24 protein-coding genes, 1 rRNA gene and 1 pseudogene are annotated in these 25,997 nt (G+C 61.9%); 16 read left to right on the top strand and 10 right to left on the bottom strand.

The features are described from left to right. Positions 1-2 precede the first annotated feature (2 nt). From P3T24_RS06310 to mdcH, 6 genes are read left to right on the top strand one after another with little or no spacing between them, the layout of a single operon-like run. Complete coding sequence (locus P3T24_RS06310) at positions 3-1,097, top strand: triphosphoribosyl-dephospho-CoA synthase (protein WP_429433171.1); 1,095 nt, start codon at positions 3-5, stop codon at positions 1,095-1,097. Further along, positions 1,085-1,390 (top strand): malonate decarboxylase subunit delta, encoded by a 306-nt coding sequence (locus tag P3T24_RS06315; RefSeq protein WP_074268230.1) that lies wholly within the window; start codon positions 1,085-1,087, stop codon positions 1,388-1,390. The genes P3T24_RS06310 and P3T24_RS06315 overlap by 13 nt, the downstream gene beginning before the upstream one ends. Next, positions 1,387-2,271 carry a biotin-independent malonate decarboxylase subunit beta gene (locus tag P3T24_RS06320; RefSeq protein ID WP_074268229.1) on the top strand — a complete coding sequence of 295 codons (885 nt, stop codon included), beginning with the start codon at positions 1,387-1,389 and terminating at the stop codon, positions 2,269-2,271. Before P3T24_RS06315 ends, P3T24_RS06320 begins: the two co-directional genes overlap by 4 nt. Then, on the top strand, positions 2,268-3,083 hold the full coding sequence (gene mdcE / locus P3T24_RS06325) for a biotin-independent malonate decarboxylase subunit gamma (protein WP_429433173.1): 816 nt from the start codon (positions 2,268-2,270) through the stop codon (positions 3,081-3,083). Before P3T24_RS06320 ends, mdcE begins: the two co-directional genes overlap by 4 nt. Next, positions 3,083-3,829, top strand: coding sequence for a malonate decarboxylase holo-ACP synthase (locus tag P3T24_RS06330; protein ID WP_429433175.1), 747 nt, complete (start codon positions 3,083-3,085; stop codon positions 3,827-3,829). Before mdcE ends, P3T24_RS06330 begins: the two co-directional genes overlap by 1 nt. Beyond that, entirely contained in the window at positions 3,826-4,773 is a 948-nt protein-coding gene (mdcH, locus tag P3T24_RS06335) for a malonate decarboxylase subunit epsilon (protein WP_429433177.1), read from the top strand. The genes P3T24_RS06330 and mdcH overlap by 4 nt, the downstream gene beginning before the upstream one ends. Positions 4,774-4,874: 101 nt before the next feature. On the opposite strand, the gene P3T24_RS06340 is transcribed toward mdcH, so the two are convergent. From P3T24_RS06340 to P3T24_RS06350, 3 genes are all read right to left on the bottom strand, one after another. Further along, entirely contained in the window at positions 4,875-5,195 is a 321-nt protein-coding gene (locus P3T24_RS06340) for a type II toxin-antitoxin system PemK/MazF family toxin (protein WP_122156219.1), read from the bottom strand. After that, positions 5,189-5,434: an AbrB/MazE/SpoVT family DNA-binding domain-containing protein gene (locus tag P3T24_RS06345; RefSeq protein ID WP_429433179.1), complete on the bottom strand. Its 246-nt coding sequence runs from the start codon at positions 5,432-5,434 to the stop codon at positions 5,189-5,191. Before P3T24_RS06345 ends, P3T24_RS06340 begins: the two co-directional genes overlap by 7 nt. Positions 5,435-5,561: 127 nt before the next feature. Continuing rightward, on the bottom strand, positions 5,562-6,494 hold the full coding sequence (locus P3T24_RS06350) for a LysR family transcriptional regulator (protein ID WP_429433181.1): 933 nt from the start codon (positions 6,492-6,494) through the stop codon (positions 5,562-5,564). Between the two features lie 171 nt (positions 6,495-6,665). On the opposite strand from P3T24_RS06350, the gene P3T24_RS06355 reads away from it, so the two are divergent. Further along, positions 6,666-7,439 carry a putative hydro-lyase gene (locus P3T24_RS06355; RefSeq protein ID WP_429433265.1) on the top strand — a complete coding sequence of 258 codons (774 nt, stop codon included), beginning with the start codon at positions 6,666-6,668 and terminating at the stop codon, positions 7,437-7,439. Positions 7,440-7,521: 82 nt separating this feature from the next. Next, positions 7,522-8,817 carry an MFS transporter gene (locus tag P3T24_RS06360; protein WP_429433183.1) on the top strand — a complete coding sequence of 432 codons (1,296 nt, stop codon included), beginning with the start codon at positions 7,522-7,524 and terminating at the stop codon, positions 8,815-8,817. 146 nt (positions 8,818-8,963) lie between these two features. Here P3T24_RS06360 and yjfF read toward each other — a convergent pair whose 3' ends face one another. The 4 genes from yjfF to P3T24_RS06380 form a co-directional block, all read right to left on the bottom strand. Beyond that, positions 8,964-10,085 carry a galactofuranose ABC transporter, permease protein YjfF gene (yjfF, locus tag P3T24_RS06365; protein WP_074268221.1) on the bottom strand — a complete coding sequence of 374 codons (1,122 nt, stop codon included), beginning with the start codon at positions 10,083-10,085 and terminating at the stop codon, positions 8,964-8,966. Beyond that, positions 10,082-11,113: an ABC transporter permease gene (locus P3T24_RS06370; protein ID WP_074268220.1), complete on the bottom strand. Its 1,032-nt coding sequence runs from the start codon at positions 11,111-11,113 to the stop codon at positions 10,082-10,084. Before P3T24_RS06370 ends, yjfF begins: the two co-directional genes overlap by 4 nt. Beyond that, positions 11,110-12,711 carry a sugar ABC transporter ATP-binding protein gene (locus P3T24_RS06375; protein WP_429433185.1) on the bottom strand — a complete coding sequence of 534 codons (1,602 nt, stop codon included), beginning with the start codon at positions 12,709-12,711 and terminating at the stop codon, positions 11,110-11,112. The genes P3T24_RS06370 and P3T24_RS06375 overlap by 4 nt, the downstream gene beginning before the upstream one ends. Positions 12,712-12,822: 111 nt before the next feature. Next, complete coding sequence (locus P3T24_RS06380) at positions 12,823-13,809, bottom strand: ABC transporter substrate-binding protein (protein WP_074268218.1); 987 nt, start codon at positions 13,807-13,809, stop codon at positions 12,823-12,825. A gap of 349 nt (positions 13,810-14,158) precedes the next feature. Here P3T24_RS06380 and P3T24_RS06385 point away from each other — a divergent pair, with 349 nt between their 5' ends. Next, entirely contained in the window at positions 14,159-14,593 is a 435-nt protein-coding gene (locus P3T24_RS06385) for a universal stress protein (RefSeq protein ID WP_429409378.1), read from the top strand. Between the two features lie 5 nt (positions 14,594-14,598). Here P3T24_RS06385 and P3T24_RS06390 read toward each other — a convergent pair whose 3' ends face one another. Continuing rightward, entirely contained in the window at positions 14,599-15,189 is a 591-nt protein-coding gene (locus P3T24_RS06390; protein ID WP_429433187.1) for an alpha-ketoglutarate-dependent dioxygenase AlkB family protein, read from the bottom strand. Positions 15,190-15,387: 198 nt separating this feature from the next. Here P3T24_RS06390 and P3T24_RS06395 point away from each other — a divergent pair, with 198 nt between their 5' ends. Beyond that, a complete protein-coding gene (locus P3T24_RS06395; RefSeq protein ID WP_429433189.1) occupies positions 15,388-16,551 on the top strand; it encodes a metallophosphoesterase in 1,164 nt (387 codons plus the stop codon). Positions 16,552-16,634: 83 nt separating this feature from the next. Here P3T24_RS06395 and P3T24_RS06400 read toward each other — a convergent pair whose 3' ends face one another. Continuing rightward, positions 16,635-17,138 carry a hypothetical protein gene (locus P3T24_RS06400; RefSeq protein WP_429433191.1) on the bottom strand — a complete coding sequence of 168 codons (504 nt, stop codon included), beginning with the start codon at positions 17,136-17,138 and terminating at the stop codon, positions 16,635-16,637. A 730-nt stretch (positions 17,139-17,868) separates the two neighbouring features. On the opposite strand from P3T24_RS06400, the gene P3T24_RS06405 reads away from it, so the two are divergent. The 6 genes and pseudogenes from P3T24_RS06405 to P3T24_RS06430 all read left to right on the top strand — a co-directional run bounded on the left by P3T24_RS06405 (position 17,869) and on the right by P3T24_RS06430 (position 25,461). Then, positions 17,869-19,137 carry an MFS transporter gene (locus P3T24_RS06405; RefSeq protein WP_429433193.1) on the top strand — a complete coding sequence of 423 codons (1,269 nt, stop codon included), beginning with the start codon at positions 17,869-17,871 and terminating at the stop codon, positions 19,135-19,137. A 34-nt stretch (positions 19,138-19,171) separates the two neighbouring features. After that, positions 19,172-21,595: a TIM-barrel domain-containing protein gene (locus P3T24_RS06410; RefSeq protein ID WP_429433195.1), complete on the top strand. Its 2,424-nt coding sequence runs from the start codon at positions 19,172-19,174 to the stop codon at positions 21,593-21,595. Positions 21,596-21,710: 115 nt separating this feature from the next. Further along, positions 21,711-22,418 carry an MgtC/SapB family protein gene (locus tag P3T24_RS06415; RefSeq protein WP_133894625.1) on the top strand — a complete coding sequence of 236 codons (708 nt, stop codon included), beginning with the start codon at positions 21,711-21,713 and terminating at the stop codon, positions 22,416-22,418. A gap of 457 nt (positions 22,419-22,875) precedes the next feature. Next, positions 22,876-23,133, top strand: coding sequence for a GlsB/YeaQ/YmgE family stress response membrane protein (locus tag P3T24_RS06420; protein WP_074268210.1), 258 nt, complete (start codon positions 22,876-22,878; stop codon positions 23,131-23,133). Positions 23,134-23,410: 277 nt separating this feature from the next. Beyond that, positions 23,411-24,805: pseudogene (locus P3T24_RS06425) on the top strand (selenium-binding protein SBP56-related protein). Between the two features lie 5 nt (positions 24,806-24,810). Then, a complete protein-coding gene (locus P3T24_RS06430; protein WP_429433198.1) occupies positions 24,811-25,461 on the top strand; it encodes a hypothetical protein in 651 nt (216 codons plus the stop codon). Between the two features lie 158 nt (positions 25,462-25,619). Here P3T24_RS06430 and rrf read toward each other — a convergent pair. Next, a 5S ribosomal RNA gene (gene rrf, locus P3T24_RS06435) occupies positions 25,620-25,733 on the bottom strand. Between the last annotated feature and the right edge of the window lie 264 nt (positions 25,734-25,997).

Raw genomic sequence — 25,997 nt, forward strand, 5'->3', positions numbered from 1 at the left:
TCATGGCCACGCCTGCGGTAATGCCGGTGACGGCGACGCGAATCTCGAGCGATTCTGGCCGGCTTCTATCCGGGACTGAAGCGTCGCCGGCCGGTACGCGCACAACACGCGCGACGGCGCCATCACTCCGTACACCGGAAAGTGTTTCAGGCAGCTTTGAGGCCGACGCACTGTTGGCGCAGCTAGCCGTCACTGCGCTGATCGAAGAGGCGCAACTGACGCCCAAGCCCGCGCTGGTGGATCAGCGCGGCAGCGGCGCGCACCGCGATCTCGATCTGGACATCATGCTGCGCTCCGCTCATGCACTCGAGCCGACTTTCGTTGCGCTTGCGCGCGCCGCGCGGCACAGCGTGCCATCCGCTACCTTGCGCGCAGAATTGGCGCAGATCGGCCGCGCTGGAGAACGCGAGATGATGCGGGCCACCGGCGGCAGCAATGCGCATCGTGGCGCCATCTGGATCGTCGGACTGCTGGTTGCGGGCGCAGCACTTGCGCAACGCGACGCGCAAGCCGCTACAAACCATGCGAGCGATTCAATTCATTCGAACTCCGAAGGTCACTGCCACGCACACGCGCCCGCAGCGACCCGGGTCTCGCACGCGGTAAAAGTCTGCAAGCTTGCCGCGCAGATTGCCTGCTTTCCCGATCGCTTCGCTGCAGTTGCCGATAGCAACGGCGAGCGTGCGCGCCAACGCTACCAGGTGGGCGGTGCTCGTCGCGAAGCGCAGGATGGCTTTCCACACGTCATGGCAATCGGTCTTCCGGCGCTGCTGGCGGCCCGTGCTAATGGCGTGAGCGAAGAATCAGCGCGGCTTGACGCACTGCTCACGATCATGACCTCGCTCGACGACACCTGCCTGTTGCATCGCGCCGGCCTGCCCGGATTGCGCGCCGGCCAGCAAGGCGCGCGGCGGGTGCTCGAACTCGGCGGCAGCGCCAGCGTCGCGGGTCGTGCCGCGCTTTACGAGCTCGACCGCGCGCTGCTCACCCTCAATGCATCCCCCGGCGGCGCAGCCGATCTGCTCGCCGCCACCCTTTTCATCGACAAGCTGGTGCATCACAGCACCGGCGGGAGCCAATCCTCATGGAAAATCTGACCTTCGATTATCCGGCGCAACGCGCCGTCACGGCCCGCGCGCACGTCGGCGTGGTCGGCTCGGGCGACCTCGAAGTGCTGTTGTCGCCAGCCTCCGCAATGACGGCGCACGTAATCGTACGCACCAGCGTCGACGGCTACGGACATATCTGGAAGAGCGTACTCGACCGCTTCTTCACGCGCTACGACGGCGCTGCGCAGATCGAGATCAACGACTTCGGCGCCACGCCCGGCGTGGTGGCGTTGCGGCTCGCCGAAGCGGTCGAAGAAGCAGAACAGGGAGGTGAAGCGTGAGCACCGTTGCCACTCCTCAAGCAGCGCCCGTGCTGCACGACAGCTTCATCGAACTGTCGGCACGCGAGCGCGCCCGTGCGTTGCTCGACGCCGGCACGTTTCGCGAACTGCTCGGGCCGTTCGACCGGATCGAGTCGCCGTGGCTGCCGCTGCAGGGCATCGTCTGCCAGGCCGACGACGGCTGTGTGATCGCACGCGGTACGATCGACGGCGAGCCCGCCGTGGTAGCCGCGATCGAGTCGGCGTTTCAAGGCGGCAGCATCGGCGAGGTGTCAGGCAGCAAGATCGCCGCGGCGCTCGAACTCGCGTTGCGTGACTGCGAACGCGGCAAACCGGTGCGCCCCGTGGTGCTGTTCGAAACCGGCGGCGTGCGCCTGCAGGAAGCCAATCTGGGCCTCGCCGTGATCGCCGAGATGCAGGCGGCGATCGTCGCGCTGCGCCGGCATGTGCCGGTGGTCGGCGTCATCACGGGGATGGTGGGTTGCTTCGGCGGCATGTCGCTCGCAGCCGCGCTGTGCTCCTATCTGGTCGTCACGAAGCAAGGACGGCTTGGGATGAACGGACCCGAAGTGATCGAGCAGGAAGCCGGTATCGAGGAACTCGATTCCAGCGACCGCCGTCATGTGTGGCAGTTGATCGGCGGCGAGCAGCGGGCCTTGACGGGCTTCGCAGATGCGCTCGTCGAGGATGACCCGGATGCCGTGCGCGCCGCCGTGCAGCGCGCCTTCGAACTGGGCGTACCGGCCGCGCATCGTAGCGAACAGGTCGACACCTATCTCGCACGGCTCGCGGAAGTCGATCCGGCCAACGTCACCCCCGAAACCATGCGGACCGTGTTTCATGCGAACACCGCAATTCAGTCCTCGAAGGAGGAAGCGTGAACGATACCTCACTGACCCGCGGGGCCCGCTGGTTCCGGGCGCTCGCTGGCGAACCGTCCAGCCCCGCTCCGGTGTGGAGCGGCACCGCTGCGCTCGGCAACGAAACCGCGCACTTTTTTGCCGTGGTGCCTGACCCGCAGAACCGCTTTCCGCGTGCTACCGATAACGTCGTCGGCCTCGAACAAGGCTGGAAGCTCGCCCGCGCGGTGCGCAAGGCGGTCGCCGACGATGCGCAAAGCGGCACGCGCCGCCCTATCGTCGCGATCGTCGATGTCAAGAGCCAGGCCTATGGTTACCGGGAAGAGACGCTGGGGCTTCATCTTGCCTGTGCGTCGGCGGTCGATGCTTACGCATCGGCACGCGACGCCGGTCATCCTGTGGTCGCGCTGATTGTCGGACCGGCCATGTCGGGCGCGTTCCTCGCGCATGGCTACCAGGCCAACCGGATCGTCGCACTCGATGCGCCCGGCACGATGGTGCACGCGATGGGCAAGGAAGCGGCTGCCCGCGTCACGCGCCGTACGGTCGAAGCCCTCGAAGCACTGGGCGAAACGATCGTGCCGATGTCGTATTCGATGGCTTCGTTCGCCAAACTCGGTCTGCTCGACGAACTGATCAAAGGCGTCGACGCCGATACGCCGAGCGACGCGCAGATCGATCAGGTGCGTCAGGTGCTGAGCAATTCGATCCGTAGCGCGCGCGACGACGTCCGCGGTCTGTCACACAGACTGCAATCGGACGCTGCGAAGCAAAACCGTGCCGCTTCGATCGAAGTGCGGCGGCGGCTGACGGAACAGTGGGACGCAGCGTAATGCGGACGTGCGCGGCACCGCCGTTTGATACTGCGTTTGCCGCGCAGGTTGGTGCGGCGGCCTCTGGCGGAGTGGATGGCGCCACTGCACGGCACCCTTCCGATACGCGCTGGCGGCCACACGACCTGCTGCGCCTGCGGCGCTTGCCCTCATACGATGGCGAACCGGACTGGGTTCGCCCCGCCTTCGCGCATGCGCCTTTTGCGGTGGTCAGACGCGCGTCGGCCGCGCCCGGTTTCATCGCGGTTGGAATGCGCGGTAACGGTCGTGCGCAACGGTACGGTACATGGGCGCAGGCCGATGATATCGAGGCCGTGATCGCCCCCGAAGATCTCCTGGGTGCGAGTTCCCAGCTTGATATGGAACGTCTTGCGCTACCCGCGTTCGCGCTGCTTTACAGCGTGCGTGACGAAGCGCAATCGTTGCGCGCATTCTCCTGGGGACCCACCGGAAGCGCAGGCTTCGAGCTTGCTACCGGCACGCCCACTGTCACAGCTACGAGCGATCTCGACCTGTTGATCCGTACGGCACAGAAACTCTCCCGCGAGCGTGCCGCGCAATTGCTGAGCGAACTCGAATCGTTCGCGCGGCACGCTGGAATACGCGTCGATGTCCAGTTGGAAACTCCCTCGGGCGGAATTGCTCTCGCGGAGTGGGCAGCCGGCAAGGCACGTGTGATGGTGCGCCATGCTCAGGGACCGCGGTTGGTTAGCGATCCGTGGGCGGTGCCGCCTCCGCAAGCATGACGCTCGCCTATCAGTTCCCCGGCCAAGGTGCTCAATCGGCAGGCTTCCTGCATCGATTGCCGCAGCACCCTGTCGTCACCGCGACGATCGATGACGCTTCACAGGTGCTAGGCATCGACGTGCTAACGCTCGACACACCCGACGCGCTACGCTCCACTGTGGCGGTTCAGGTGGGACTCGTAGTGGCAGGCGTTGCCGCCGCTCGCGTGCTGGCCGACGCACAATTGTCCCCCGATATCAGCGCCGGTCTTTCCGTAGGCGCCTATGCCGCCGCGGTCAGTTGCGGCGCGCTTGCGTTTCCCGATGCGCTGCGCATGGTTCACAAGCGGGCCGAGTTGATGGAGACTGCCTATCCGTCAGGCTACGGACTCGCCGCTATCTCCGGTCTGACCGAACGGCAATTGGAAACTCTCGCAGCAAATCAGACGAAGGACGGCCTGCCGCAGGTCTATATTGGCAATGTCAATGCGCCCAGACAGATCGTTATGGCTGGCGCGGACGCCGCACTCGATGCCCTGATTGAACGCGCACTTGCCGCCGGTGCGCGCAAAGCCACACGTCTGGCAGTGAGCGTTCCTTCGCATTGCGAATTGCTCGGGGAAGCTGCCGATGCATTGGTCGACTACGCGCGGAATGTGCCGTTTCAGGCACCAAAAAGTGTCTACGTGGGCAATCGAGGTGGCCGGCCGTTGCATACCGCGGAGGCAATCCGCGACGACCTCGCGACGAATATGCGTTACACCGTGCGCTGGTTCGACGCGCTGACGGTGATGCTTGAAATGGGTGCGCAGGCGGTGGTTGAAGCTCCGCCCGGTCAGGTGTTAACTGACATTGTTCGTGAACAGTGGCCGCAAGCGAAGGCGATCGCTTTGAGCAGTATTTCCCCGGATCAGTGGGTGGCGACCGTGCGTCGACGCGTTACGTCTGTCTCGGGCGCACGTTAAACGAAACTGCTGCAGCAGCTCGTCACAGCGCGGACGCGAAAGATTGCAACACGTCAAGAGCAGCTATGTCCGTTGCAACGCTGCACTACTCTAGCGCCGTCTCACTCAGCGAAGATTTCCTGCAGCGTCGACAGCGCGTTGGACAACGCGAGATCCGATACAGCCCCTGCCTTTTTTACCAACCGCGTCTTGTCGACCGTTCGGATCTGGTCAAGCAGAATCAAACCCTTCTTGCGCAAGAAAGTCAGCGGCACGCGAAACGGCGCTGCTTTGCCCGCGGTGGTCATGGGCGCAACGATGACGGTGCGCAAATGATCGTGCAACTCCGGTGGCGAGACCACAACGCACGGTCGCGTTTTCTGAATCTCACTGCCTATCGTAGGATCGAGCGCGACCAGCCAGACTTCGCCGCGCGCTACCACACAAGCCCCGCGTCGTCCGCGTTCGGAAACTCACCCATCACGAGCTCGTCGCTCCCGGCGGCCGCCACCGACCGGCTTGCCTCTGCCCAACCCGCACGGGCGCTCCGCGGGCGCCGCAACACTAATGTGTTCCCTTCTATTTGCATATCCACTTCGTCCTCCAGTCCCAGTTGGGTCAAGATAGGTTTCGGAATCAGTACGCCATGGGAGTTGCCCATTCTGCGGATTGTCGTCTTCATGGCGTCACCTGAACTGAAGTGAAATGCTACGGGGTAAACTGATGAAAGTAAACACAATGTAATTACATGATAGCACGGCAAATGGCATAGGCCAAAACGCACTACCATGCGCCCATGGCGCGCTACGTTAGCGTCGCTGGATCAACTGCCGCCCCATCGTATTGGCGTATGCGTCGCACGCGTTACGCGCTACCCGCGCTGCCGCCAGCACGCCCACGGCAGCATCGTCGCGATAACACATAGCCACGACGATAGGCGGAGGCAGCGGGCGCACCTGAAGCTCTCCCAGCTCGCCACTTTGCAGCAAAGGTTCGACAAACAGCGCCGGCACGGCCGCCACGCCATAGCCGTCTCGCAGCAACTGCACGATGACGGCCACCGAGGGCATGCACGTGACGTTGGTTTCTTCCAGCGGCACGCCCGCCCGTCGCGCCAATGCGCTGACGATGCCCTCGACTGCAATCTGCGGCGCGGTGCCGCGGCCAAAAGTCAGCACCGGTTTGCGCAGCACGGTTTGAACGTGCTTAGTGCGGCTTGCCGGAATCAGGTCGCGCCGCGCGATCCAACGCACCGGGTAGCTCGCCAGCGCGGTCGAAATCACAGAGGGGTCGCCGTCGCCCTCCACTTGCAACACCAGATCAAGTTCTCCGGCGCGCAACCGGGGCGCCAGCACCGCACTCACGTCGACGGACAGGTCGACCACAATGCCGCTGTGTTCGTCGTTCAGCATGCGCACATAGTCGGGCAGCCAGCTATGCACGACCGTTTCGATCACCCCAAGGCGCAGTCGCGTTGCGATTTGCGCGTCGTCCTGTGCGGCGAGTTGCAGCGAACGCGTCGCCTGCACGACAGAACGCGCGTGAGTGAGCAGCCGCTCGCCGTCAGGCGTCAATTGGAACTCTGTAGCGCTACGCTCGATCAACTCGACGCCTAATTCCGCCTCGAGTGTCTTGATGCGCAATGAGATCGCAGCGGGTGTCGCGTGCATCGCAGTGGCCGTGGCGCGAAAACTGCCAAGGCGCGCGAGTGTCAGAAAGGTTTCCACAAAACGTGTATTCACGGCAGCATCTCGGGCGGAAAGCGAGGAAATAGCGGAAGAGAATGGCACGAAGTCACTTCTCCACCGTTAAGTTTAATTTAACGAAAAGCAAAAAAATCTCGCTAGAGGGATATTTTCGGCGCGACTACTCTAGTTCGCATTCGTTATCCGAAGCGAGCTTTGTTTATGACCATCACCCCGTCCGAATTCCGCCAGCAGGTGCGTAGCCGCCGCATCTCCGGGCCGACCGCCGGCTATTGCGGCGATTTTGCGCAAGCCAATCTCGCGATCCTGCCGCGTCAATATACAGAGGATTTCCTGCGCTTCTGCACATTCAATCCAAAAGCGTGTCCATTGCTCGGTATGGGCGAACCCGGCGAATGGCGCGTGCCTGCGCTCGGTGCCGATCTCGACGTCCGCAATGACGTGCCGGCCTTCTACGTCTACCGTCACGGCGAACGCGCCGAGGAAGTGCGCAGCCTGAACGAACTGTGGCGCGACGACCTGGTGGTGTTTGCGATTGGCTGTTCGTTTTCGTTCGAGGAAATGCTCAAGCGCGAAGGCATCGGGTTGCGGCATATCGAGCAGAAACGCAATGTGCCGATGTACCGCACCAGCGAAGCGAATGTGCCGGCCGGTGTGTTCGGCGGTCGCCGCGTGGTGTCGATGCGTCCAATGAAGGCTGCCGACGCGATTCGCGCCATCCAGATCACGAGCCGCTTTCCAGGCGTGCATGGGGCACCGGTGCATCTGGGCGATCCGTCATTGATCGGTATCCGCGATCTGTCGCGACCGGATTTCGGCGATGCAGTCGATATCCACAGCGACGAGTTGCCGGTGTTCTGGGCCTGCGGTGTGACACCACAGGCGGCCATTGAAAGCGCACGTCTGCCGTTCGCAATCGCACACAAACCAGGCCACATGCTGATCACCGATATCCCCAACGCACGGCTCGCCATTCTCTGAGCGTGCGCTGCGCCAGCGTCTTCTCATTCAATACAAGCCCGCGCAACCAGACACGGCACTGACTACGATCCGGAGGTTAAGCATGGAAAGCAAAGCGCCGTTGACGGCCGAGACTGGCCATTACGATGAACGCACCAAAGGTCCGTTCTCGTGGTATCGAACGATCTCCGCGAGCGAGAAGCGCGCGTTCTGGAGCTGCAAGATCGGCTACGTGCTCGATGCCATGGATACGCAGTTTCTGAGCTTCGTGATTCCTACGTTGATCGCAAGCTGGGGTATTACGCGCGGCGCGGCAGGTCTGATCGGCACGGTGACGTTGCTCAGTTCGGCGATCGGTGGCTGGGCGGCAGGCGTGTTGTCGGACCGCATCGGAAGGGTCAAGACGCTGCAAATCACGATCCTCTGGTTTGCGATCTTTACTTTGGCGTGTGCGCTGGCGCAGAACTTCTCGCAGCTATTGTGGGCGCGCGGCCTGATGGGGCTTGGCTTCGGCGGCGAATGGACGGCGGGGGCGGTGCTGATCGGCGAAGTAATCCGGCCACGCGACCGCGGCAAGGCGGTCGGCCTCGTGCAGGCCGGCTGGGCAATCGGCTGGGGACTGTCCACCTTGCTCTTCACGCTGGTGTTCTCGCTTGTCCCCGCGGACTACGCCTGGCGCGTCCTGTTTGCGATTGGTATTGCGCCGGCGCCGTTTGTCATCTGGATTCGCCGCTTCGTCGAGGAGCCAGAGGTGCATCGGCAACAGAAGCAGATCGAAGCCAATGCACCGTCGCGGCCGTCCCTGCTCGACATCTTTCGTGCGGACATCGTCTGGACTACTTTGCGTGCTTCGATCCTTGCAACAGGCGTACAAGGGGGCTACTACGCTGTAACGACCTGGCTGCCGACGTATCTGAAGACCGAACGCCATCTGAGCGTGATCGGCACCGGCAGTTATCTGGGCGTCGTGATCGTCGGCTCCTATTGCGGGTATCTGGCGGGCGCGTATATCAGTGATGCGATCGGCCGCAAGCGGGCTTTTATCGCCTTCGCGCTGGCTTCGGTGGGCATCGCCTTGATGTACACACGCCTGACACTCGACAACCTCTCCATGCTGGCGCTCGGCTTTCCGTTGGGCTTCTGCGCGTCCGGGATTTTTTCCGGCATGGGGGCGTTTCTGACCGAGCTCTTTCCGACCAGGATCCGCGGCTCGGGGCAAGGCTTCTGCTACAACTTTGGGCGAGCGGTCGGCGCGACGTTTCCGTTTTTGATCGGCTATGTGTCGCAAAGCATGACGCTCGGGCACGCTATCGGAGTGTTTGCGGCCGCCGCTTACGGGGTGGTGATTCTTGCTGCGCTCACGTTGCCTGAAACCAGGGGGCGTCAACTGCAGTCTTGAGATTTCTCGCGCTCATTTGTGTCCCGGCTAGCAACGGCTCGCAGCTGCTAGTCGGGACACGTGCCGCGCCGTGCCACTTTTCACACTGGATACGCCGGTCGCGCCGGAAGCCGGGGCAGGCGCAGCACAGTACCGCGCCATCAACGTCACAACGCCTTGCCCAGACCTTCCTGCGACGCGCGCGCCACGCGGCCGGCCGCGTGCGAGTCGGTAGCGCCCGGGTCCTGTCGCGATCGCTCACGAGACGGCGCCACCACCGCGCCCGCGGTGCCACCAGGCCGCCGGACCGAACGCGCATGCCGCTCGATCAGCCGCTGCAGCAGGCAGAACGCGCACAACAGCGCGCCGATCACGATACGGGTCCACCAGGAACTCAGCGTGCCATCGAAAGTGATGAGCGTCTGGATCGTGCCGAGTATCCCGACGCCAAACAAGGAACCGATCACATAGCCGACCCCGCCGGTCAGCAAGGTGCCGCCGATCACGGTTGCCGCAATCGCGTCGAGCTCCATGCCTTGTCCCTGGAGTCCGTAGCCCGACAGCACATAGAACGTGAAGACCGCGCCGCCGAGCGCCGAGCAGAATCCGCTCAGCGCATAGACACCGATCCGCGTGCGCGCCACAGGCAACCCCATCAGCAGTGCTGAACGCGGATTGCCGCCCACCGCGTAAACATTGCGGCCGAAGCGCGTGTAGTGGGCCACGAAGATCGCCGCGACGAGGGTCACCAGTGCGATCAGCACATTAGCGCTCACCGAGCCGGTGCCGATTTGTAGCCGGTACGCCGAGATTGCCTTGAAGCTCGGATCCGTGATGGTGATCGACTGCGTCGTGATCAGGAAGCACAGACCACGCGCGAAGAACATGCCGGCCAGCGTCACGATGAACGGTTGCAAACGGAAGAAGTGAATCAGCGCCCCCTGCACGGCGCCGAATACCGCGCCCATCAGCAGCACGATGGCAAGAATGACCACGACCGGAAGGTGGAAGCGTTCCGCCAGCACCGCTTCGACAATCGTTGTAAGCGCAACCACCGAGCCCACCGACAGATCGATCCCGCCCGAGATGATCACAAAAGTCATACCGATCGCGACGATCAGCAGGAACGCATTGTCGATCAGCAGATCGAGCAGCACTTGCAGCGAGAAAAAGCCGGTGTACATCACCGAACCAAAGCCAAACAGCGCGCAGAACAGCAGGATCGTGACAGCGATAGGCAACGTCCGCGGATCGAAGATACGGGCCCAGATATCGACTAGCCGTTTCATCGCGCCACCCCGCGCTGGGTGAACAGAGACATTACCAGCGCGCGCGCCGAGGGCGACTGGATCACGCTGACCGCAAGCACCACTACCGCCTTGACGACGAGTGTCGCCTCGGGCGGCACGCCGATCGAATAGGTGGTGTAGGTCAGCGTCTGAATGATCAGCGCGCCCAGCACGGTGCCCGCAAGACTGAAGCGGCCACCGAGCAGCGAAGTGCCGCCCAGTGTCACCGCCAGAATCGCGTCGAGTTCGAGCAACAGGCCGGCGTTGTTACCGTCGGCACTGCGAACGTTCGAGCTGATCAGGATGCCCGCCACCGCCGCCGTAAGCCCCGAGAAGGCGTACACGGCAAACACGATCGCTTTCGATCGCAGTCCTACCAGCCGGGTCGCGACCGGATTCACGCCGATTGCGCGAATAAACAGTCCCAACGCCGTACCTTCGATCAGCAACGCGGTCGCCAGCACCGCGACGGTCGCGATCCACACGGAAAACGGCACGCCCAACAGATAGCCGCCACCGACGAACAGATAGCCCGGCGCGCCGATCGGAATAATCTGGCCGCCGGTCAGCAACTGCGCGACCCCACGCCCAGCCACCATCAGGATCAAGGTGGCAATAATCGGCTGCATGCCGACGAACGACACCAGCATGCCGTTCCACATGCCACTCAACACGCCGACGACAAGCGCAGCACCCAGTGCCTCGCCAATCAGCCCTGCGCTCGGAAACGGCTGCGTCGCCAGGATCGTGGCCGCTGCCGCACCGGCAATCGCCACCACAGCGCCCACGGAAATATCGATGCCGCGTGTGGCGATCACCAGTGTCATGCCTGTGGCCACCAGTGCGAGCGGCGCGGCACGATTCAGGATATCGATGGGCGCGCCGAACAGATGTCCGTCAAGAACACGCAGCGACAGAAAATGCGGATTGACCCACAAATCCAGCACGAAAAGCAGCACGAGGGTTACGCACGGCCAGATCAGGGGACGCTCAGCGCCATCGCGGGTGAACCAGTTCGATATCTTCATTCACCGCTCCCCGCAATCAGCCGATAGATGTTGTCCTCATTCGACGCGTTACCCGCCACCTCCGCAATCTTGCGGCGATCGCGCAGCACGGCTACCCGATGACTCACCCGCAGCACCTCGCTGACCTCCGATGAAATGAACAGGATCGCGAGACCGCTGGCGCATAACGCCAACATGCGGTCCATGATGTCGAACTTCGCGGCGACGTCGATACCTCGCGTTGGCTCGTCGAGAATCAACAGCTTCGGTTCGGTGGCGAGCCATCGCGCCAGCAGCGCCTTTTGCTGGTTGCCGCCGGAGAGCAGGCCAATGGGCTGCTCGGCGTCCGATGCCTTGATGCCCAGGCGCTCGATCCACAAGTCAGCCAGCTCACGCGCCCGCTGTCCGCTGATCTTGCGGAACCACCCGCGCCGTGCCTGCAGTGCCAGCAAAATGTTCTCGCGAATCGACAGTTCGGCGACGATGCCCTCCTTCTTGCGGTCTTCCGGGCAATAACCGATGCCGAGCGCCACGGCGTCGTGAGGCGAACGCAAGCGCACGGCGCGACCGCCCACGTTAATCGTGCCGCTATCGGCGCGGTCAGCGCCGAACAGCAGGCGCGCGGTTTCGGTACGTCCCGAGCCGAGCAGGCCGGCGAGACCGAGAATCTGCCCCGGTTGCACGTCGAGGTCGACCGGCTGCATGCTCCCGCGACGCCCCACTCCGCGCAACTCGACGAACGGCTGCACCGCCTCTTTCTCTGCCGGCGCTTCGTGCGCCGCTTCCCGCAGCCGCGTGCTCATGCGCTCGTGTCCGACCATCTTCGCGACCAGTTGGTCCGCCGACAGATCGCGTGCCAGGTACTCGCCCTCGCGCTCGCCATTGCGCATCACGGTGATGCGATCGGAAATTGCGTAGGTCTGCTCGAGAAAGTGCGTCACGAACAGGATCGCAATGCCCGATTGCTTAAGATGCCGAAGTATTTTGAAAAGCTGCGCGACTTCGCTGTCATCGAGGCTCGAGGTCGGCTCGTCGAGGATCAGCACGCGCGCGTCGACCGAAATCGCCCGCGCGATGGCCACCATCTGTTGCACGGCGATGGGATAGGCATCGAGCGACTTGGTCACGTCCAGCGAGACATCGAGGCGCTCCAATGCCGCCTGCGCGCGACGCCGGATTTCGCGCCAGTCGATCGCGCCCAAGCGTTTCGGCTGGCGGCCCGCAAACACGTTTTCCGCCACCGACAGATTCGGGCACAGATTCACTTCCTGATAGAGCGTCCGCACGCCGGCTGCCTCAGCCTCCTGCGGAGACGCAAAAGCCACCACCTGACCGCCTAGATGTACGACGCCCGCGTCGGGCGCAACCACGCCCGTCAGAACGTTGATCAAGGTGGATTTGCCCGCGCCGTTCTGCCCCATCAGCGTGTGAACTTCACCGGGGAACAGGCGGAAATCGACGTTCTGCAACGCCTTCACGCCGGGAAACGTCTTGGTGACGCCCTTCGTTGCCAGAATTGGCTCAATCTCTCCCGCCTGGGCGGTCGCGTCGGCATGCTGCGCCAACGCCGGGCCGTGGCTGCGGACGGGTTCCGGGGAGTCGGGAGTCGGGTGGGCCATAGACCTCGCTCGATGGGTGGAAAAGAGGCCGTCTGCTGTGGAACGCAGCAGGACGGCCAGGCACCGCTGGAGAAACTTGTTATGTCTGCGTCACGCGGTCAGCGACCCGGTTCAGTACTTGCGGGTCGGCAACGTCTGCGCCGCGACGCTCATCGGGAACACCGTTTCCTGCGTCAGGATCCGCTTGGGCAAAGGCTTGCCGGCCACCACGTCCTTCACCGCCGACATCAGTTGCGGTCCCAGCAACGGGCTGCATTCCACATCGACGTTCATCTTGCCCGCGGCCATTGCCTGGAAGCCGCCCTTGGTCGCGTCGAACGAGACGACGGTGATGTCCTTGCCGGGATGCAGGCCGGCCTCTTCCATCGCCTGGATGGCGCCGAGCGCCATGTCGTCGTTATGCGCATAAACTACATTTATTTTATTTCCATAAGTTTTTATAAAGGCTTCCATGACCTGCTTACCGCCGGCCAAGGTGAAGTCGCCGCTTTGCGAGGCGATGATCTTGAATTTCGGGTCGTTCTTGATCACCTCGATGAGACCAGAATGGCGATCATTCGCCGGCGCCGATCCGACCGTTCCCTGCAGTTCCGCGATATTGATGGGCCCGGGATTGCTTTTGAAGTTGTCTTCAAGCCAGTGACCGCCACGCCGCCCCTCTTCCATGAAGTCGGAACCGATCATGGTGACGTAGAGCGACGTGTCCTTCACGTCGATGTTGCGGTCGGTCAGGATCACCGGAATTTTGGCGGCCTTCGCTTCGAGCAGGATAGGCTCCCAGCCCGACTCCACCACCGGTGAGAAGGCGATCACATCGACTTTCTGCGCGATATACGAGCGCATCGCCTTGATCTGGTTTTCCTGCTTCTGCTGGGCGTCCGAGAACTTGAGGTTGATCTTTGCATCGGCTGCTGCCGATTTGATCGATTCGGTATTCGCCGTGCGCCATGCGCTCTCGGCGCCGACCTGCGCAAAACCGAGGGTGATGGTCTTGTCCTGGGCATATGCGCTGCGCGCCACGAGGCTCAATGTCCCGGTGCCTGCCGTGAGTGCAAGCGCGCCCAACGCACGACATACCACGCGCCGTGAATTCGCCATGTCTGTCTCCTGATCGTTGTTGTGCTGGCGATCCGTAGCCGCCTGCAGCAAGGCTGCGGCAGGGGATCGTGTTAAAGCGTAGTGGCTGGCGTGACACGCGTCCAATCATATGATTTGCACACTCGATACCAATTTTGGTATAGCGATGCCAATCAGACTACGTATTCGGGCATACCCTGATGGCGCCCCAGCCCGGCCTTGGTTCGCGCTTCGGCACGATTTTTTGATGCGATTTTTATGTGCTCACGGGCATTCTTTAGACGCCCGGTACGCGGCTGCCGCTACGCTTTAGTCGATCCTGCTGCGCGTCTGCAGTCAGATCCAACGGTCATCTGATGGACAACCGATCATGCTGAAACTTCTGGTACCCGTAAGCCGCTCGGCGCGCTCGCTACAGGCCGTGCGGCACGCTGCGTTCCTCTACAACGAGCGATGTGCGTCCGAGATCGTGCTGGTCAACGTGCAGCCCTCGCTCGAATCGACGCGTCTTGAAGCCTTTTATTCCCTCTCGAAGCTGCGCACACTCGAAGGTTCCGACGGCGAGGCCGCGCTGAGCCGCGCCAAACGCATTCTCGACGACGCAGGCGTTAAGTATTCCGTAGAAATCAGGGTCGGCCCGCTGGTGCCGACTATCGCAAGTTGTGCAGAACAATACGGCTGCGACGAGATCGTCGTCGCAGCGCCGCGCAGAGACCTGTTCCACGCTGCTGCGCGGATCATCAACCGTAGCGTGATGGACCGTCTGGTGAGGGTTTCCAGGATACCGGTCACCGCAGTGAACTAGCCGCTCTAGCGGCGCGACGTCACCCAGCGAAACGTCAGATTGATCCGTTCGCCGCTGATACGCGGTTCTTTCGGCACCCGATGGCGCCACTCCGCCTGAGTGTTTCCGCGCATGACGAGCAGGCTGCCGCCTTTGAGCTGAAACGACTGCACGACCGCCGTCTTGTTGTGGCACAAATCGAAGGTCCGGGCCACGCCAAGACTCACCGACGCAATTACCGGTTGCGCGCCCAATTCAGGTTCGTGGTCCGCGTGCCAGCCCATGCTGTCCATTCCGCTGCGGTAACGATTGATCAGCACGCTATTGAAACGGCATCCGCTGGTCGTTTCGGCGCTGGCCTTCAACTCGGCCACCATCGGCGTCCACGCTTGCGGCACATTGCGAATGCCGGAGTAAACGTACACCGCGTCCGCCTCCCCCTGCCAGGCGGTGAGTCGCGGCAGAGCCACGCGTCCCGCTGGCGTGCCCATCGATTCCTGCTTCCACGCAACCTCCTCGATCAGTTGCGTCAAGGCGCGGCCCGCAGCTTCGGGCGAGAGCCAGTCGGGATACCAGTCAACGTCGGGCTTGGGAAGGTCGTCGAACAGATCGTTCATGGAATGGGAGATAACATGCGCGGTCCCGCGCCCCCTTAGAATAGCTTACCGCACACGCAATTCAAAAAGGCTTGGGCGCCGTCGGCAGGCGTGACGACATGTCGGTAGAATGATCTGCCTTGCCGGCGAACACCTTCTCCGCACGCGCCAGCAAGTTTGCGCGTACGTCCGGCACCCGATTCGCCTTACCCCCTTCCTATGCGCCGCTTATCGTTCCTTTTTCGCATTATTGGCATTGGCGTCCTGCTGCACATTTACGTCGGCTTCCGGGTCATTCCCGACCTGCCGGTGGGAAACGCCGGCCGTTGGCTTGCGGCACTCTGGCTCGTGCTATCCGTCCTGCTCATACCGCTCGGCATGCTGGCACGGACCATCAAACGTCAGCCTCTCGGCGACCGGCTCGCCTGGGCCGGCTTACTGGCGATGGGCTTTTTCTCCTCGTTGCTGGTGCTGACCTTCGCGCGTGATCTCGTGCTGGCGTCGCTGCTGACTGTCGATGCCATCTGGCCGCACACCATCCCACTGGCGCGCTTGCGCATGGATTCCGCTGCGGCGGTGCCGCTGCTGGCGTTGCTGTCCACGGCAGTCGGCTTTTTCAATGCGCGCAGGCGGGCACGCGTCGTCACGATCGATGTCCCCATCGACGATTTGCCGCAAGCGCTCGACGGCTTCACGATCGTCCAGATCAGCGATATACACGTTGGCCCAACCATCAAGCGCCGTTACGTGGATGCGATCGTCGACGCAGTCAACCGCCTGAAGCCTGACCTGATCGCGGTAACCGGCGATGTCGTGGACGGCGGCGTGCCGCAGTTGCGCGACCACACGCGGCCGCTGTCGCGTCTGAGCGCGCGCCACGGAGCGTTTCTGGTCACGGGCAATCATGAGTATTACGCCGGCGCCGACGCGTGGATCGACGAGTTTCGCCGGCTTGGCTTGCATGTGCTGCTCAACGAGCACGTGGTGGTGGAGCACGAAGGCGCCCGCGCGGTGATTGCAGGCGTGACTGACTATTCCGCGGGCCATTTCGACCCTGCCCATCACAGCGATCCTGCTGCCGCGCTCGTAGGCGCTCCTGGCGACGTGCTGATCAAAGTGCTGCTTGCGCATCAGCCGCGTTCGGCGGAAGCCGCTGCCGAAGCTGGTTTTACCCTCCAGTTGTCGGGACACACGCACGGCGGACAGATTTTCCCGTGGAACTTCTTCGTGCGCCTGCAGCAGCCATTTACGGCAGGGCTCGCGCGGCTCAATGGGTTGTGGGTTTATACGAGCCGCGGTACCGGCTATTGGGGCCCGCCGAAGCGCCTCGGAGCACCTTCGGAGATCACGAGGCTACGGTTGGTGCCGGGCGAGCCGAGCTGAAATGAAATACGCGGAACGCTCTTTCAGGTGCTCCGCGTGCGAACCCCTACCAAAGTAACTACGCCAGCCTCACAGCCGACGTTTTACTGCGCCGCAGGCGCCACTGCGACGCTCACTTGCGGCGCGTACGCCACGTCAACGTGCATCCCCGGCTGCAGGTTTGCAACCTTCATCGGATCGTGGCTCTGGATGTGGAATACGTCGCCATTAGGTCCCCTCAATTCGACCACACCTGAAGCGCGGTCGAACGCCACCACCTCGGCCGTGAGGTTCTGCGGCGACTGTGCCGCAAGCGCGCCATGCGACGGGCTCACGAGCGCGCTACGGATCATCCGGACATGGACCTTGCTGCCCGGATGGATCTGGGCAAGATTGCTGGTATCCGTGACCGTGAAGGATGCTTCGCCGCCATGCGCGTCGACCACGGTAACGGCGTGCCGTACCTGGTCGACACCCTTCACCACGCCGTCAGCCTGCAACACGCTGTTGCCTTCGAAAGCCGCGGGCAACGCTTCGGCCGCCGGTGAAACAAGCGGTGCTGCTGCGATCAATGCGCCGGCAACGATGCCAAGGGTTTTCTTGTTCATGCAATCCTCAATCAGGTAATAACGAAAAGAGAATCAGGCCGCGGGCAGGCGCGCAAGGAGCACAACCCCGATCAACGGGGGCGCTCACGCCGGGTTATGCAGGAGGACGCCGGACCTGGCTGCCGCATGCGATCTGGCGCAGGGGCTGCACGACCTGATTCAAAGCACGGGCCAGTCTGTTTTCTGGGATGAACCCTGTCAAGCTTCGGACTCCACATTTAATTTGGGATGGAAAGACGGTTTAGCTGGATTGAACTCGAGGATGACGGGAATACGCAGACCAGCTTTCGAGCCAGCGGTTTCGCAGCGTGAAGGCAAATCTGGCGCAAAAGCGCCGCTGAGCTGACGTGAGAAGGCCGGCCACGTGGTCTCCGTCAGCGGGGCGACTCCAGTCTGACGTACGGAAGTCGCGCCAGGGCGGACTCGAATCAGGCCCGAACAGTCAGACTGTTCATTTCGCGTTCAAACGAACAGCGGAATGCTTGACGGCGCTCGTTTACGAACATACGATACGACTAAGCGACATCGACATCAGTTGTCATATGACTTGCGCACCTCAAAACGACAACCTACCCATTTTTCGGGATAAATAGCCTTTCTGGTCACCGAATGCGGCAGATAGTCATGTGATGACCTATCAGATCGACCGCTGAGCCCAGCGGCAAACCAAGGGCTGACACACCGACCGGATCGCCGCGTCGCGACAAAAAATGACAGGATGGAGACAGCGTTGAAAGTAATCAAAGGCTTACGTTGGTGGATCATCGTGCTCGTCTGTCTCGGCACGATCATGAATTACCTGGCTCGCAACTCATTGGCTGTGTTGGCGCCGGAGTTGAAGCATGTATTCGCGCTCACCACTCAACAGTATTCGTACGTCGTCGGCGCGTTCCAGATCGGTTACACGATCATGCAGCCGGTGTGTGGACTGATCGTCGACCTGATTGGCTTGCGGCTTGGCTTTGCCCTGTTTGCGGCGCTGTGGTCGCTCACCGGCGTCCTGCACGGGTTCGCCACCGGCTGGCTGTCGCTCGGCGCCCTGCGCGGCGCGCTTGGGCTGTTCGAGGCGGCCGCGATTCCCTCTGGCATGAAAGCGGTCGCAGAATGGTTTCCTGACAAGGAGAAGTCAGTCGCCGTCGGCTATTTCAACGCCGGCACATCGCTGGGCGCCCTGCTCGCGCCGCCGGTCGTGATCTTTCTGTCGCTCTGCTTTGGCTGGCAGGCTGCGTTCATGGCAACCGGTGCGTTCGGTTTCGTCTGGGCCGCGCTCTGGTACGCGTTGTATCGTTCACCCGCGGATCACCCGCGCGTCTCCCGAAAAGAGCTGGCATTGATCCAGGACGGTCAGACCCAGTTCGCACCGGCCAGTCAGCGCCCTGTGCGTGAGATCCTCGGCTCGCGCCGCTTCTGGGCCATTGCACTGCCGCGCTTCTTCGCCGAGCCGGCCTGGCAAACCTTCAGTTTCTGGATCCCGCTTTATCTCGTGACGGTACGTCACATGGATCTCAAGCAGATTGCGATCTTCGCGTGGCTGCCCTTTCTGGCCGCCGACCTCGGCGGCATCTTCGGCGGTTATCTATCGCCGTTCCTGATCCGGTATTGCCGCGTCCCGCTCATCTGGTCGCGCGTGGCGGGTGTGATTCTCGGCGCATTCCTGATGATCGGACCGGCCTGTATCGGCCTCGTCGCATCGCCGTACACGGCCATTGCATTATTCTGCGTCGGCGGTTTCGCGCACCAGATGATCTCAGCGCTCGTGAACACTCTGAGCGCCGACGTATTCGATTCCGACGAGGTCGGCACTGCCAGCGGGTTCGCCGGCATGGCGGCCTGGATAGGAGGCCTGAGCTTTTCGCTGGTGGTCGGAGCGCTGGCCGACACGGTCGGTTACGGGCCCCTGTTCGGCTGCCTCGGCGCGTTCGATCTGATCGGCGCAACGCTGCTTGTGGTGCTGATACGCGGCCAGTCGAAACGTGAACGCAAGCTCGCGCATGCCTGACACGGCATCGCAGATTCAACCAGAGGAAAGTCCGATGACGTCGCTGTTAAATCCGCCCGTATTCAAACCCTCCACCCAGTCGGGCGACCTCGTACGCTTGACGAGCGCGGCGGGGCCGGTCATGGAAATCTTCGTGCTCGAAGAGGATATCGTGCGGGTGCGCGTGCTGCCCGATGGCGAGGCACACGGGCCGCGTACCTGGGCCATTGCACCGGGACTCGACGACGTAGACATCGAAGGCCGCGATCGTCTCGATCTTTCGGGCTATACATTGCCGTCTTTCAGACAGCATGCCGACGACACAGAACTGTGCATCGAAACCGCGCAAATCCGGCTCACCGTCGCGCTGCAAGGCGGCCATTGCAGCTGGGATCTGCGTAGCGGTGAAAAATGGCAGCGCGTGCTGCAGGACCGCGCGACGCAGGCCTACAATTTCGGCTGGTGGGACGAGCGCGTCTATCACTACGTACGCCGTGAACCGGGCGAGATGTATCTGGGGCTCGGCGAGCGCGCCGGTTCGCTCGACCGAGCCAATCAGCGCTATGAGATGGTCAACGTCGACGCGATGGGCTACAGCGCGAAGACAACCGATCCGCTCTACAAGCACATCCCCTTCTACCTCACGTGGCAGCGAGAAGCGGCGCTCGGCTTCGGCCTCTTCTACGACACGCTCGCCGATTGCACATTCGACATGGGCCGTGAGCTCGACAACTATCACGGCCACTATCGCCACTTCATCGCGGAGCACGGCGATCTCGACTACTACTTCATCGCTTCGCCAGCAACGCCGCTCGCAGCCGTGCGCCGCTTCACGTGGCTGACCGGCCGCCCCGCCCTGATGCCGAAGTGGGGCCTCGGCTACTCCGGGTCGACGATGAGCTATACGGACGCGCCCGACGCGCAGCAGCGCATGGGCGAGTTCATCGAGCGCTGTCGCGAACACGATATCCTGTGCGACTCGTTCCACCTGTCGTCGGGTTATACGTCGATCGGGCCGAAGCGTTACGTCTTCAACTGGAATCGCGACAAATTCCCCGACGTAGACGGCTTTGTGCAGGGCTATCTGGAAGAAGGCGTGCGCCTGTGCGCCAACATCAAGCCATGCCTGCTGCGCGACCACCCGGAGTTCGACCAGGTTGCACGCGACGGCCTGCTGATTCGCGCGCGAAGCGGCGAACCCGCGTGGGTACAGTTCTGGGACGAAGTCGGCGCGTATCTGGACTTCACCAATCCTGACACGATTGCATGGTGGCGCTCGCACGTGACCGACGCGCTACTGCGTTACGGCATTGCTTCGACGTGGAACGATAACAACGAATTTGAAATCTGGGCGACGGACGCCATCGCCCACGGCTTCGGCAAGCCGTACCCGGCCCGCGAAGCGAAGGTGCTGCAGACCATGCTGATGATGCGCGCATCACGCGACGCGCAGCGCGCGTTCGCGCCTGAAAAGCGGCCATTTCTCGTTTCGCGCTCGGGTGGTGTGGGGATGCACCGCTACGTTCAGACGTGGTCGGGCGACAACTACACATCATGGGAAACGCTGCGCTACAACCTCAAGATGGGGCTCGGACTCGCGCTTTCGGGCGTGTCGAACATTGGACATGACATCGGCGGATTTTCAGGCCCGGCGCCTGACGCAGAACTGTTTGTTCGCTGGATTCAGTTCGGAATCCTGATGCCGCGTTTCAGCATCCACTCGTGGAACGACGATGGTACGGTCAACGAACCATGGATGCATCCTGAGGCGACCGGTCAAGTCTCGGACCTGATCAAGCTGCGCTACCGCCTGATGCCGTATCTGTACCACCTGCTTTGGCAGTCGACCCAACACTACGAGCCCGTCTTGCGCCCGACCTTCGCGGATTTCCCGCACGATCCGCAATGCTACGTCGATGGCGACGATATGCTGCTCGGCACATCGCTGCTCTGTGCGCCGGTTGTCGAACCCTCGAAAACTGAACGCGCAGTATGGTTGCCGGCGGGTGCACGTTGGATCTCGTACTGGAGCGGTGAAGCATTCGAAGGCGGCCGGCACATCACCCTGCCCGCGCCGTGGGATCAACCCGTCATGCTGATTCGCGAGGGTAGTGTCGTGCCGCTGAATGTCGCGCAGCAACACTTCGCCCAACCTGCCGATCTGCGCGGCTTTATGGTGGCACCCTGTCAAGGCGCAGGTATTGCGCAAGGCGAGTGTCATGAAGACGATGGCGAATCGGAAGCCTGGCGTACCGGAGCATACGGTTGCTGGAAGGTCAGTGTGGAAAGTGACGCGGCAACGCTCGCCGTGACAGTCAACTGGACAGGGCAATGGCAGCGGCCCTTCGACTCCGTGGAGGTCTTCATCCCTGCAGGCGATAGCCGGCGGATTGTCGCCACCACAGGTGTGATTCGCAATGAAGTGCGCGGCGCACAGTGGACTCGACTCGTCCTCGATCTGTCTGCTTCTACGGCCTGATCTGCCTGCACGAGGCATAGCACGGAGACACGCATCGCAACTCGTGTATTGTTAGCGATGCTGTCACGCGCCTGGTTCAAACTACACGTTTGAGCACGCCTCGACTATTGATCCAATGACGCTTGAATTTGTCTGGCGGCTCCTCGCCGCCTTCTCCTGCGGTGTTGCAATCGGCATCGAACGGCAGATGCGGCAACGTACGGCCGGTCTACGCACGATCACCCTCGTCGCGAGCGGAGCGTGTCTGTTTGTTTCGTTGGGCGTCCTGACCGGCAACGGCACCGCTGGTGTCACGCAGATCGCCGCTTACGTGGTGTCCGGCGTCGGCTTCCTCGGCGGCGGCGTGATCATGCGCGACAAGGGATCCATCCAGGGCATCAACACGGCGGCGACCCTCTGGTGTTCTGCGGCCGTCGGCGTGTTGTGCGGTGCGGGACATTTCGGCCCGGCACTCGCCGGCACAGCTATCGTGCTGCTGACCAACACCGTGTTACGCGAAGTTAGCCGCACCATCAACGCAACGCCGGTTTCAAATGCCGATCTCGTGCGCGAGTACGTACTGACCGTGGTCTGCCGCGAAGAGGATGAGGTTCATATCCGCGCGGCGCTATCGAACTCGATGTATTCCATGCCCCTGTCGTTTCAGAGTCTGACGAGCGAGGACGTGGCAGAGCAACCTGGGCGCATACGCGTCACGGCTAACCTGAAACTGCATCCGAAGGATCAGTCGAAGCTCGAATTGATGGCGAGTCGCATCAGCATGGAAGCGAGCGTCTCGAGCGTAAGCTGGATTGCGAAAGAAGCGGAACCGACGCCGGAGTAGCGCCGCGTGCTGTGTAGAAGCCGGCACCTAAACGTCTGTTCGGCCCGCGCCGCCGCTTCGCTTTCAAACGCCCAACCTGGCGACACCGGCCGCGGGTGGTAGTCCACGCCTTGCGCCCGGCGACGGCGTCATCTATAACAACCGTAGACGAAGCATCGGCCGGCGCCGCGTTGCATTGATGGTAGAGTGCGTCGTGTGAATCGATGGTCCGTATGTCTGTGCAGCCCGAGACCGAGAACGAAATGAACCGAGCGACTGCGCGTTGTCTTACCGTGCCTTTGCGCCATAGCCATTCTGGCTATGCGCCCTGTCCCGCCACCGCGGCGGCCTCCTCGCCAATCCCGCCACAATACATTCAGACATTGTTAAATCCATATCCTGAATATGGACTGCGTCACCCCCTTGGACTAAGCTCTGTCACCGTGAATTTTTCACGCTCAACCATGGAGTCTTGATTATGGAACACGGCATCATTGCATGGCTCATCATTGGCGCGATCGCCGGCTGGCTAGCTGGTGTGCTCGTCAAGGGCGGCGGTTTCGGGTTGATCGTCGACATCATCGTCGGGATCGTCGGCGCGTTTATCGGCGGTTGGCTTTCCGGCGTCCTGCACATCTCGCTTGGCGGTGGCTGGATCGGCTCGATCATCACAGCGGTAATCGGTGCGGTCATTCTGTTGTTTATCGTCCGCCTGTTTAGTCGGCGCGGAGTCTAGCGTTTGCCGTGTCGGGCGACTTCGGTCGCCTGACTTGCACTGCATCAAACCGCTGCTACGGCGCTCTCGTCACATCCCCCTTCTTCTCGCGATCGACTTCGTCCCACAGATCGCATACGACGCATTGTGCATTGCGCGTTGTGCGAACTCGCCTTGTCCCATAACGTCGGCGCATTTGCTTATTCCATATCGAGCTTTGAGCGTGGCTTAAACCAACTACAGTTCAAGATGGCTAGTTGTGTCGTCCCGAGTCGCACTGATACGGAGGAGGAGCACCATGGGCATCTGGAAGCCGGACCCGAGCTTTTATCCCTCACCGCGCCTTGCCGCAGAGGCGCCGCCCGAAAAGCTCGCCTATGTGGCCGCGTTCGATCCTGATCGCACCCGGCCGGATGAGATCGCAGTGGTCGATGTCGATCCGGCCTCTCCGGCTTATGCCAGCATCGTCGGCAATCTGGCCATGCCGCATGCCGGCGACGAGTTGCATCATTTCGGCTGGAATGCATGCTCTTCGTGCCTCTGCCCCAACGCGCCACATCCGCATACAGAGCGGCGTTACCTGGTTGTGCCTGGGTTACGCTCGTCGCGCATCTATATCCTCGATACGAAGCCTGATCCGCTTCATCCGACTATCGTCAAGACGATCGAGCCGGCCACCATTGCGAGCCGGACGGGTTATAGCCGTCCGCACACCGTACATTGTGGTCCGGGTGGGATCTATGTGACCGCCCTCGGCAGCGCTGAGGGCGGTGCGCCCGGTGGAATATTCCTGCTCGATCCGGAAAGTTTTGAGCCACTCGGACGCTGGGAAGTCGACCGCGGCTCGCAGCAACTCGCGTACGACGGCTGGTGGCACCTCGGCTACGACACGCTCGTCACCAGCGAATGAGGTACACCGGATACGTTCGAGAATGGTTTGATTCCGGAGGTGCTTCTCGGCGCGCGTTACGGTCGCCGTCTGCATTTTTGGGATTTCACGCGCCGCAAACATCTGCAGGAAATTGATTTCGGACCGGAGTACCAACTCGTGTTCGAATTGCGGCCGGCGCACGATCCCACCAAAGCGCATGGTTTCGTCAATTGCGTGATCAGTCTGAAGGATTTGTCTTCGTCCATCTGGACGTGGTATCGCGACAAGGACAAGTGGGCGGTGCGCAAGATCATTGATATTCCCGCTGAGCCTGCTGACCCCGCATTGCTTCCGCCAGTCCTCAAGTCCTTCGGCGCAGTGCCGCCGCTTGTGACTGACATCGATCTCTCGCTCGATGATCGTTTTCTTTACGTGTCCTGCTGGGGCACGGGCGATCTGCTGCAATACGACGTGTCCGATCCGTTCGCACCGAAACTTACGGGGAAAGTGCGTATTGGCGGCATCGTCTCGCGGGCGACCCATCCGGGTGCCTCGAACGGTGCGCTCAGCGGTGGTCCGCAAATGGTCGAGGTAAGTCGCGACGGTAAACGGATCTACTTTACGAACTCGCTGTACGGTGCGGTCGATCCGCAGTTTTATCCGGATGGCATCGACGGCTGGATGGTCAAGCTCGATGCAGGCCCGGACGGCGGTCTGTCGTTCGATGAGGAGTTCTTTCTGGAATGGCCGGAAGGACATCGACCGCATCAGATTCGTCTGCAAGGCGGCGACTGTTCGTCTGATTCGTACTGCTATCCCTGAACGGCATGAATCCATCGACGTCGACGTGGTGGACATGGTTCGTGGTTGCCGCGCTCGGCGCGTTTCACGGCATCAACCCGGCGATGGGCTGGCTGTTTGCTGTCGCGCTTGGACTGTATCGACGCAGTCGGCGAGTGGTCTTGCTCTCGCTGATACCAATCGCACTTGGACATGCGCTCGCCGCCGGCTGCATGCTGATGGCCGGGTTGTCGCTCGGCATGATCATCGATCATTCCATATTGAGCCGAGTGTGTGGGGTCTTGCTGATCGGGTGGGCGGCGTGGCATGCGTTGCGAGGCCATCGCATGCGACCGCGCGTGGGTATGCAGACAGGCTTTGCCGGGCTGATGATCTGGTCGTTTGTGATGGCCGGCTCGCACGGTGCCGGACTCATGTTGATTCCGGCTCTGATGCCGATATGCGGCGCGTTGGCTCACGCGCCAGGCACGGTGATCTCCAGTTCCGGGCCTACTGCGACGATCGCGGCGATCGCCCTGGGCGTGCATAGTGCTGCGATGCTGGTGACTACAGGTGTGATCGCTGTGGCTGTGTTCGACCACTTTGGCGTTGGCGGTTTGCGTACCAAGTGGCTCAACTTCGATCTGCTCTGGACAGGGACGTTGGCGGCATGTGGTGTGATGCAGTTGACGCTTTGATTTGGCGGGATGAAGCGGCGCTGCCAGTGAGCGACTCTGCCAGCGCTGCCGGAGTGCTTGGGTCTTTGAGGTCTGTGGAGGGGTTTGACGAGCGTATTTGCGCGCGTAAACGCAGAAACCCCACCTTGATGGGGTGGGGTTTCTGGTGCTGCTAGGGAGCCTGACGATTACCTACTTTCACACGGGTAATCCGCACTATCATCGGCGTGGAGTCGTTTCACGGTCCTGTTCGGGATGGGAAGGGGTGGTACCGACACGCTATGGTCATCAGGCATGACTTGTTGCTGCACTGCTCGTGGAGCAATACAGCCAATCGGGAAGAAGTAGTTTCTGGTGATGCTCACCAGCGGGAGCGTTGTGGGGTTGTGTTGTTTCTGGCACAACATCGATCACTCAACCGTGCGTGGTGTCCGAGACCCTGCGCATCGCGCAGGGTGGGGCATCCATAAGTGCTGAAGCACTAACGGCTGCCGACACACACCTGTTATAGGATCAAGCCTTACGGGCAATTAGTATCAGTTAGCTTAACGCATTAC

This window comes from Paraburkholderia sp. GAS33, assembly GCF_050436645.1.
Classification (GTDB): domain Bacteria; phylum Pseudomonadota; class Gammaproteobacteria; order Burkholderiales; family Burkholderiaceae; genus Paraburkholderia; species Paraburkholderia phenazinium_B.

What these genes read in the sequence shown, in the direction of transcription:
- P3T24_RS06310 (WP_429433171.1), top strand. Translation starts at nt 3, where the DNA reads ATGGCCACGCCTGCGGTAATGCCGGTGACGGCGACGCGAATCTCGAGC.
- P3T24_RS06315 (WP_074268230.1), top strand. Translation starts at nt 1,085, where the DNA reads ATGGAAAATCTGACCTTCGATTATCCGGCGCAACGCGCCGTCACGGCC.
- P3T24_RS06330 (WP_429433175.1), top strand. Translation starts at nt 3,083, where the DNA reads ATGCGGACGTGCGCGGCACCGCCGTTTGATACTGCGTTTGCCGCGCAG.
- mdcH (WP_429433177.1), top strand. Translation starts at nt 3,826, where the DNA reads ATGACGCTCGCCTATCAGTTCCCCGGCCAAGGTGCTCAATCGGCAGGC.
- P3T24_RS06345 (WP_429433179.1), bottom strand. Translation starts at nt 5,434, where the DNA reads ATGAAGACGACAATCCGCAGAATGGGCAACTCCCATGGCGTACTGATT.
- P3T24_RS06360 (WP_429433183.1), top strand. Translation starts at nt 7,522, where the DNA reads ATGGAAAGCAAAGCGCCGTTGACGGCCGAGACTGGCCATTACGATGAA.
- yjfF (WP_074268221.1), bottom strand. Translation starts at nt 10,085, where the DNA reads ATGAAACGGCTAGTCGATATCTGGGCCCGTATCTTCGATCCGCGGACG.
- P3T24_RS06370 (WP_074268220.1), bottom strand. Translation starts at nt 11,113, where the DNA reads ATGAAGATATCGAACTGGTTCACCCGCGATGGCGCTGAGCGTCCCCTG.
- P3T24_RS06375 (WP_429433185.1), bottom strand. Translation starts at nt 12,711, where the DNA reads ATGGCCCACCCGACTCCCGACTCCCCGGAACCCGTCCGCAGCCACGGC.
- P3T24_RS06380 (WP_074268218.1), bottom strand. Translation starts at nt 13,809, where the DNA reads ATGGCGAATTCACGGCGCGTGGTATGTCGTGCGTTGGGCGCGCTTGCA.
- P3T24_RS06385 (WP_429409378.1), top strand. Translation starts at nt 14,159, where the DNA reads ATGCTGAAACTTCTGGTACCCGTAAGCCGCTCGGCGCGCTCGCTACAG.
- P3T24_RS06390 (WP_429433187.1), bottom strand. Translation starts at nt 15,189, where the DNA reads ATGAACGATCTGTTCGACGACCTTCCCAAGCCCGACGTTGACTGGTAT.
- P3T24_RS06395 (WP_429433189.1), top strand. Translation starts at nt 15,388, where the DNA reads ATGCGCCGCTTATCGTTCCTTTTTCGCATTATTGGCATTGGCGTCCTG.
- P3T24_RS06400 (WP_429433191.1), bottom strand. Translation starts at nt 17,138, where the DNA reads ATGAACAAGAAAACCCTTGGCATCGTTGCCGGCGCATTGATCGCAGCA.
- P3T24_RS06410 (WP_429433195.1), top strand. Translation starts at nt 19,172, where the DNA reads ATGACGTCGCTGTTAAATCCGCCCGTATTCAAACCCTCCACCCAGTCG.
- P3T24_RS06415 (WP_133894625.1), top strand. Translation starts at nt 21,711, where the DNA reads ATGACGCTTGAATTTGTCTGGCGGCTCCTCGCCGCCTTCTCCTGCGGT.
- P3T24_RS06420 (WP_074268210.1), top strand. Translation starts at nt 22,876, where the DNA reads ATGGAACACGGCATCATTGCATGGCTCATCATTGGCGCGATCGCCGGC.
- P3T24_RS06430 (WP_429433198.1), top strand. Translation starts at nt 24,811, where the DNA reads ATGAATCCATCGACGTCGACGTGGTGGACATGGTTCGTGGTTGCCGCG.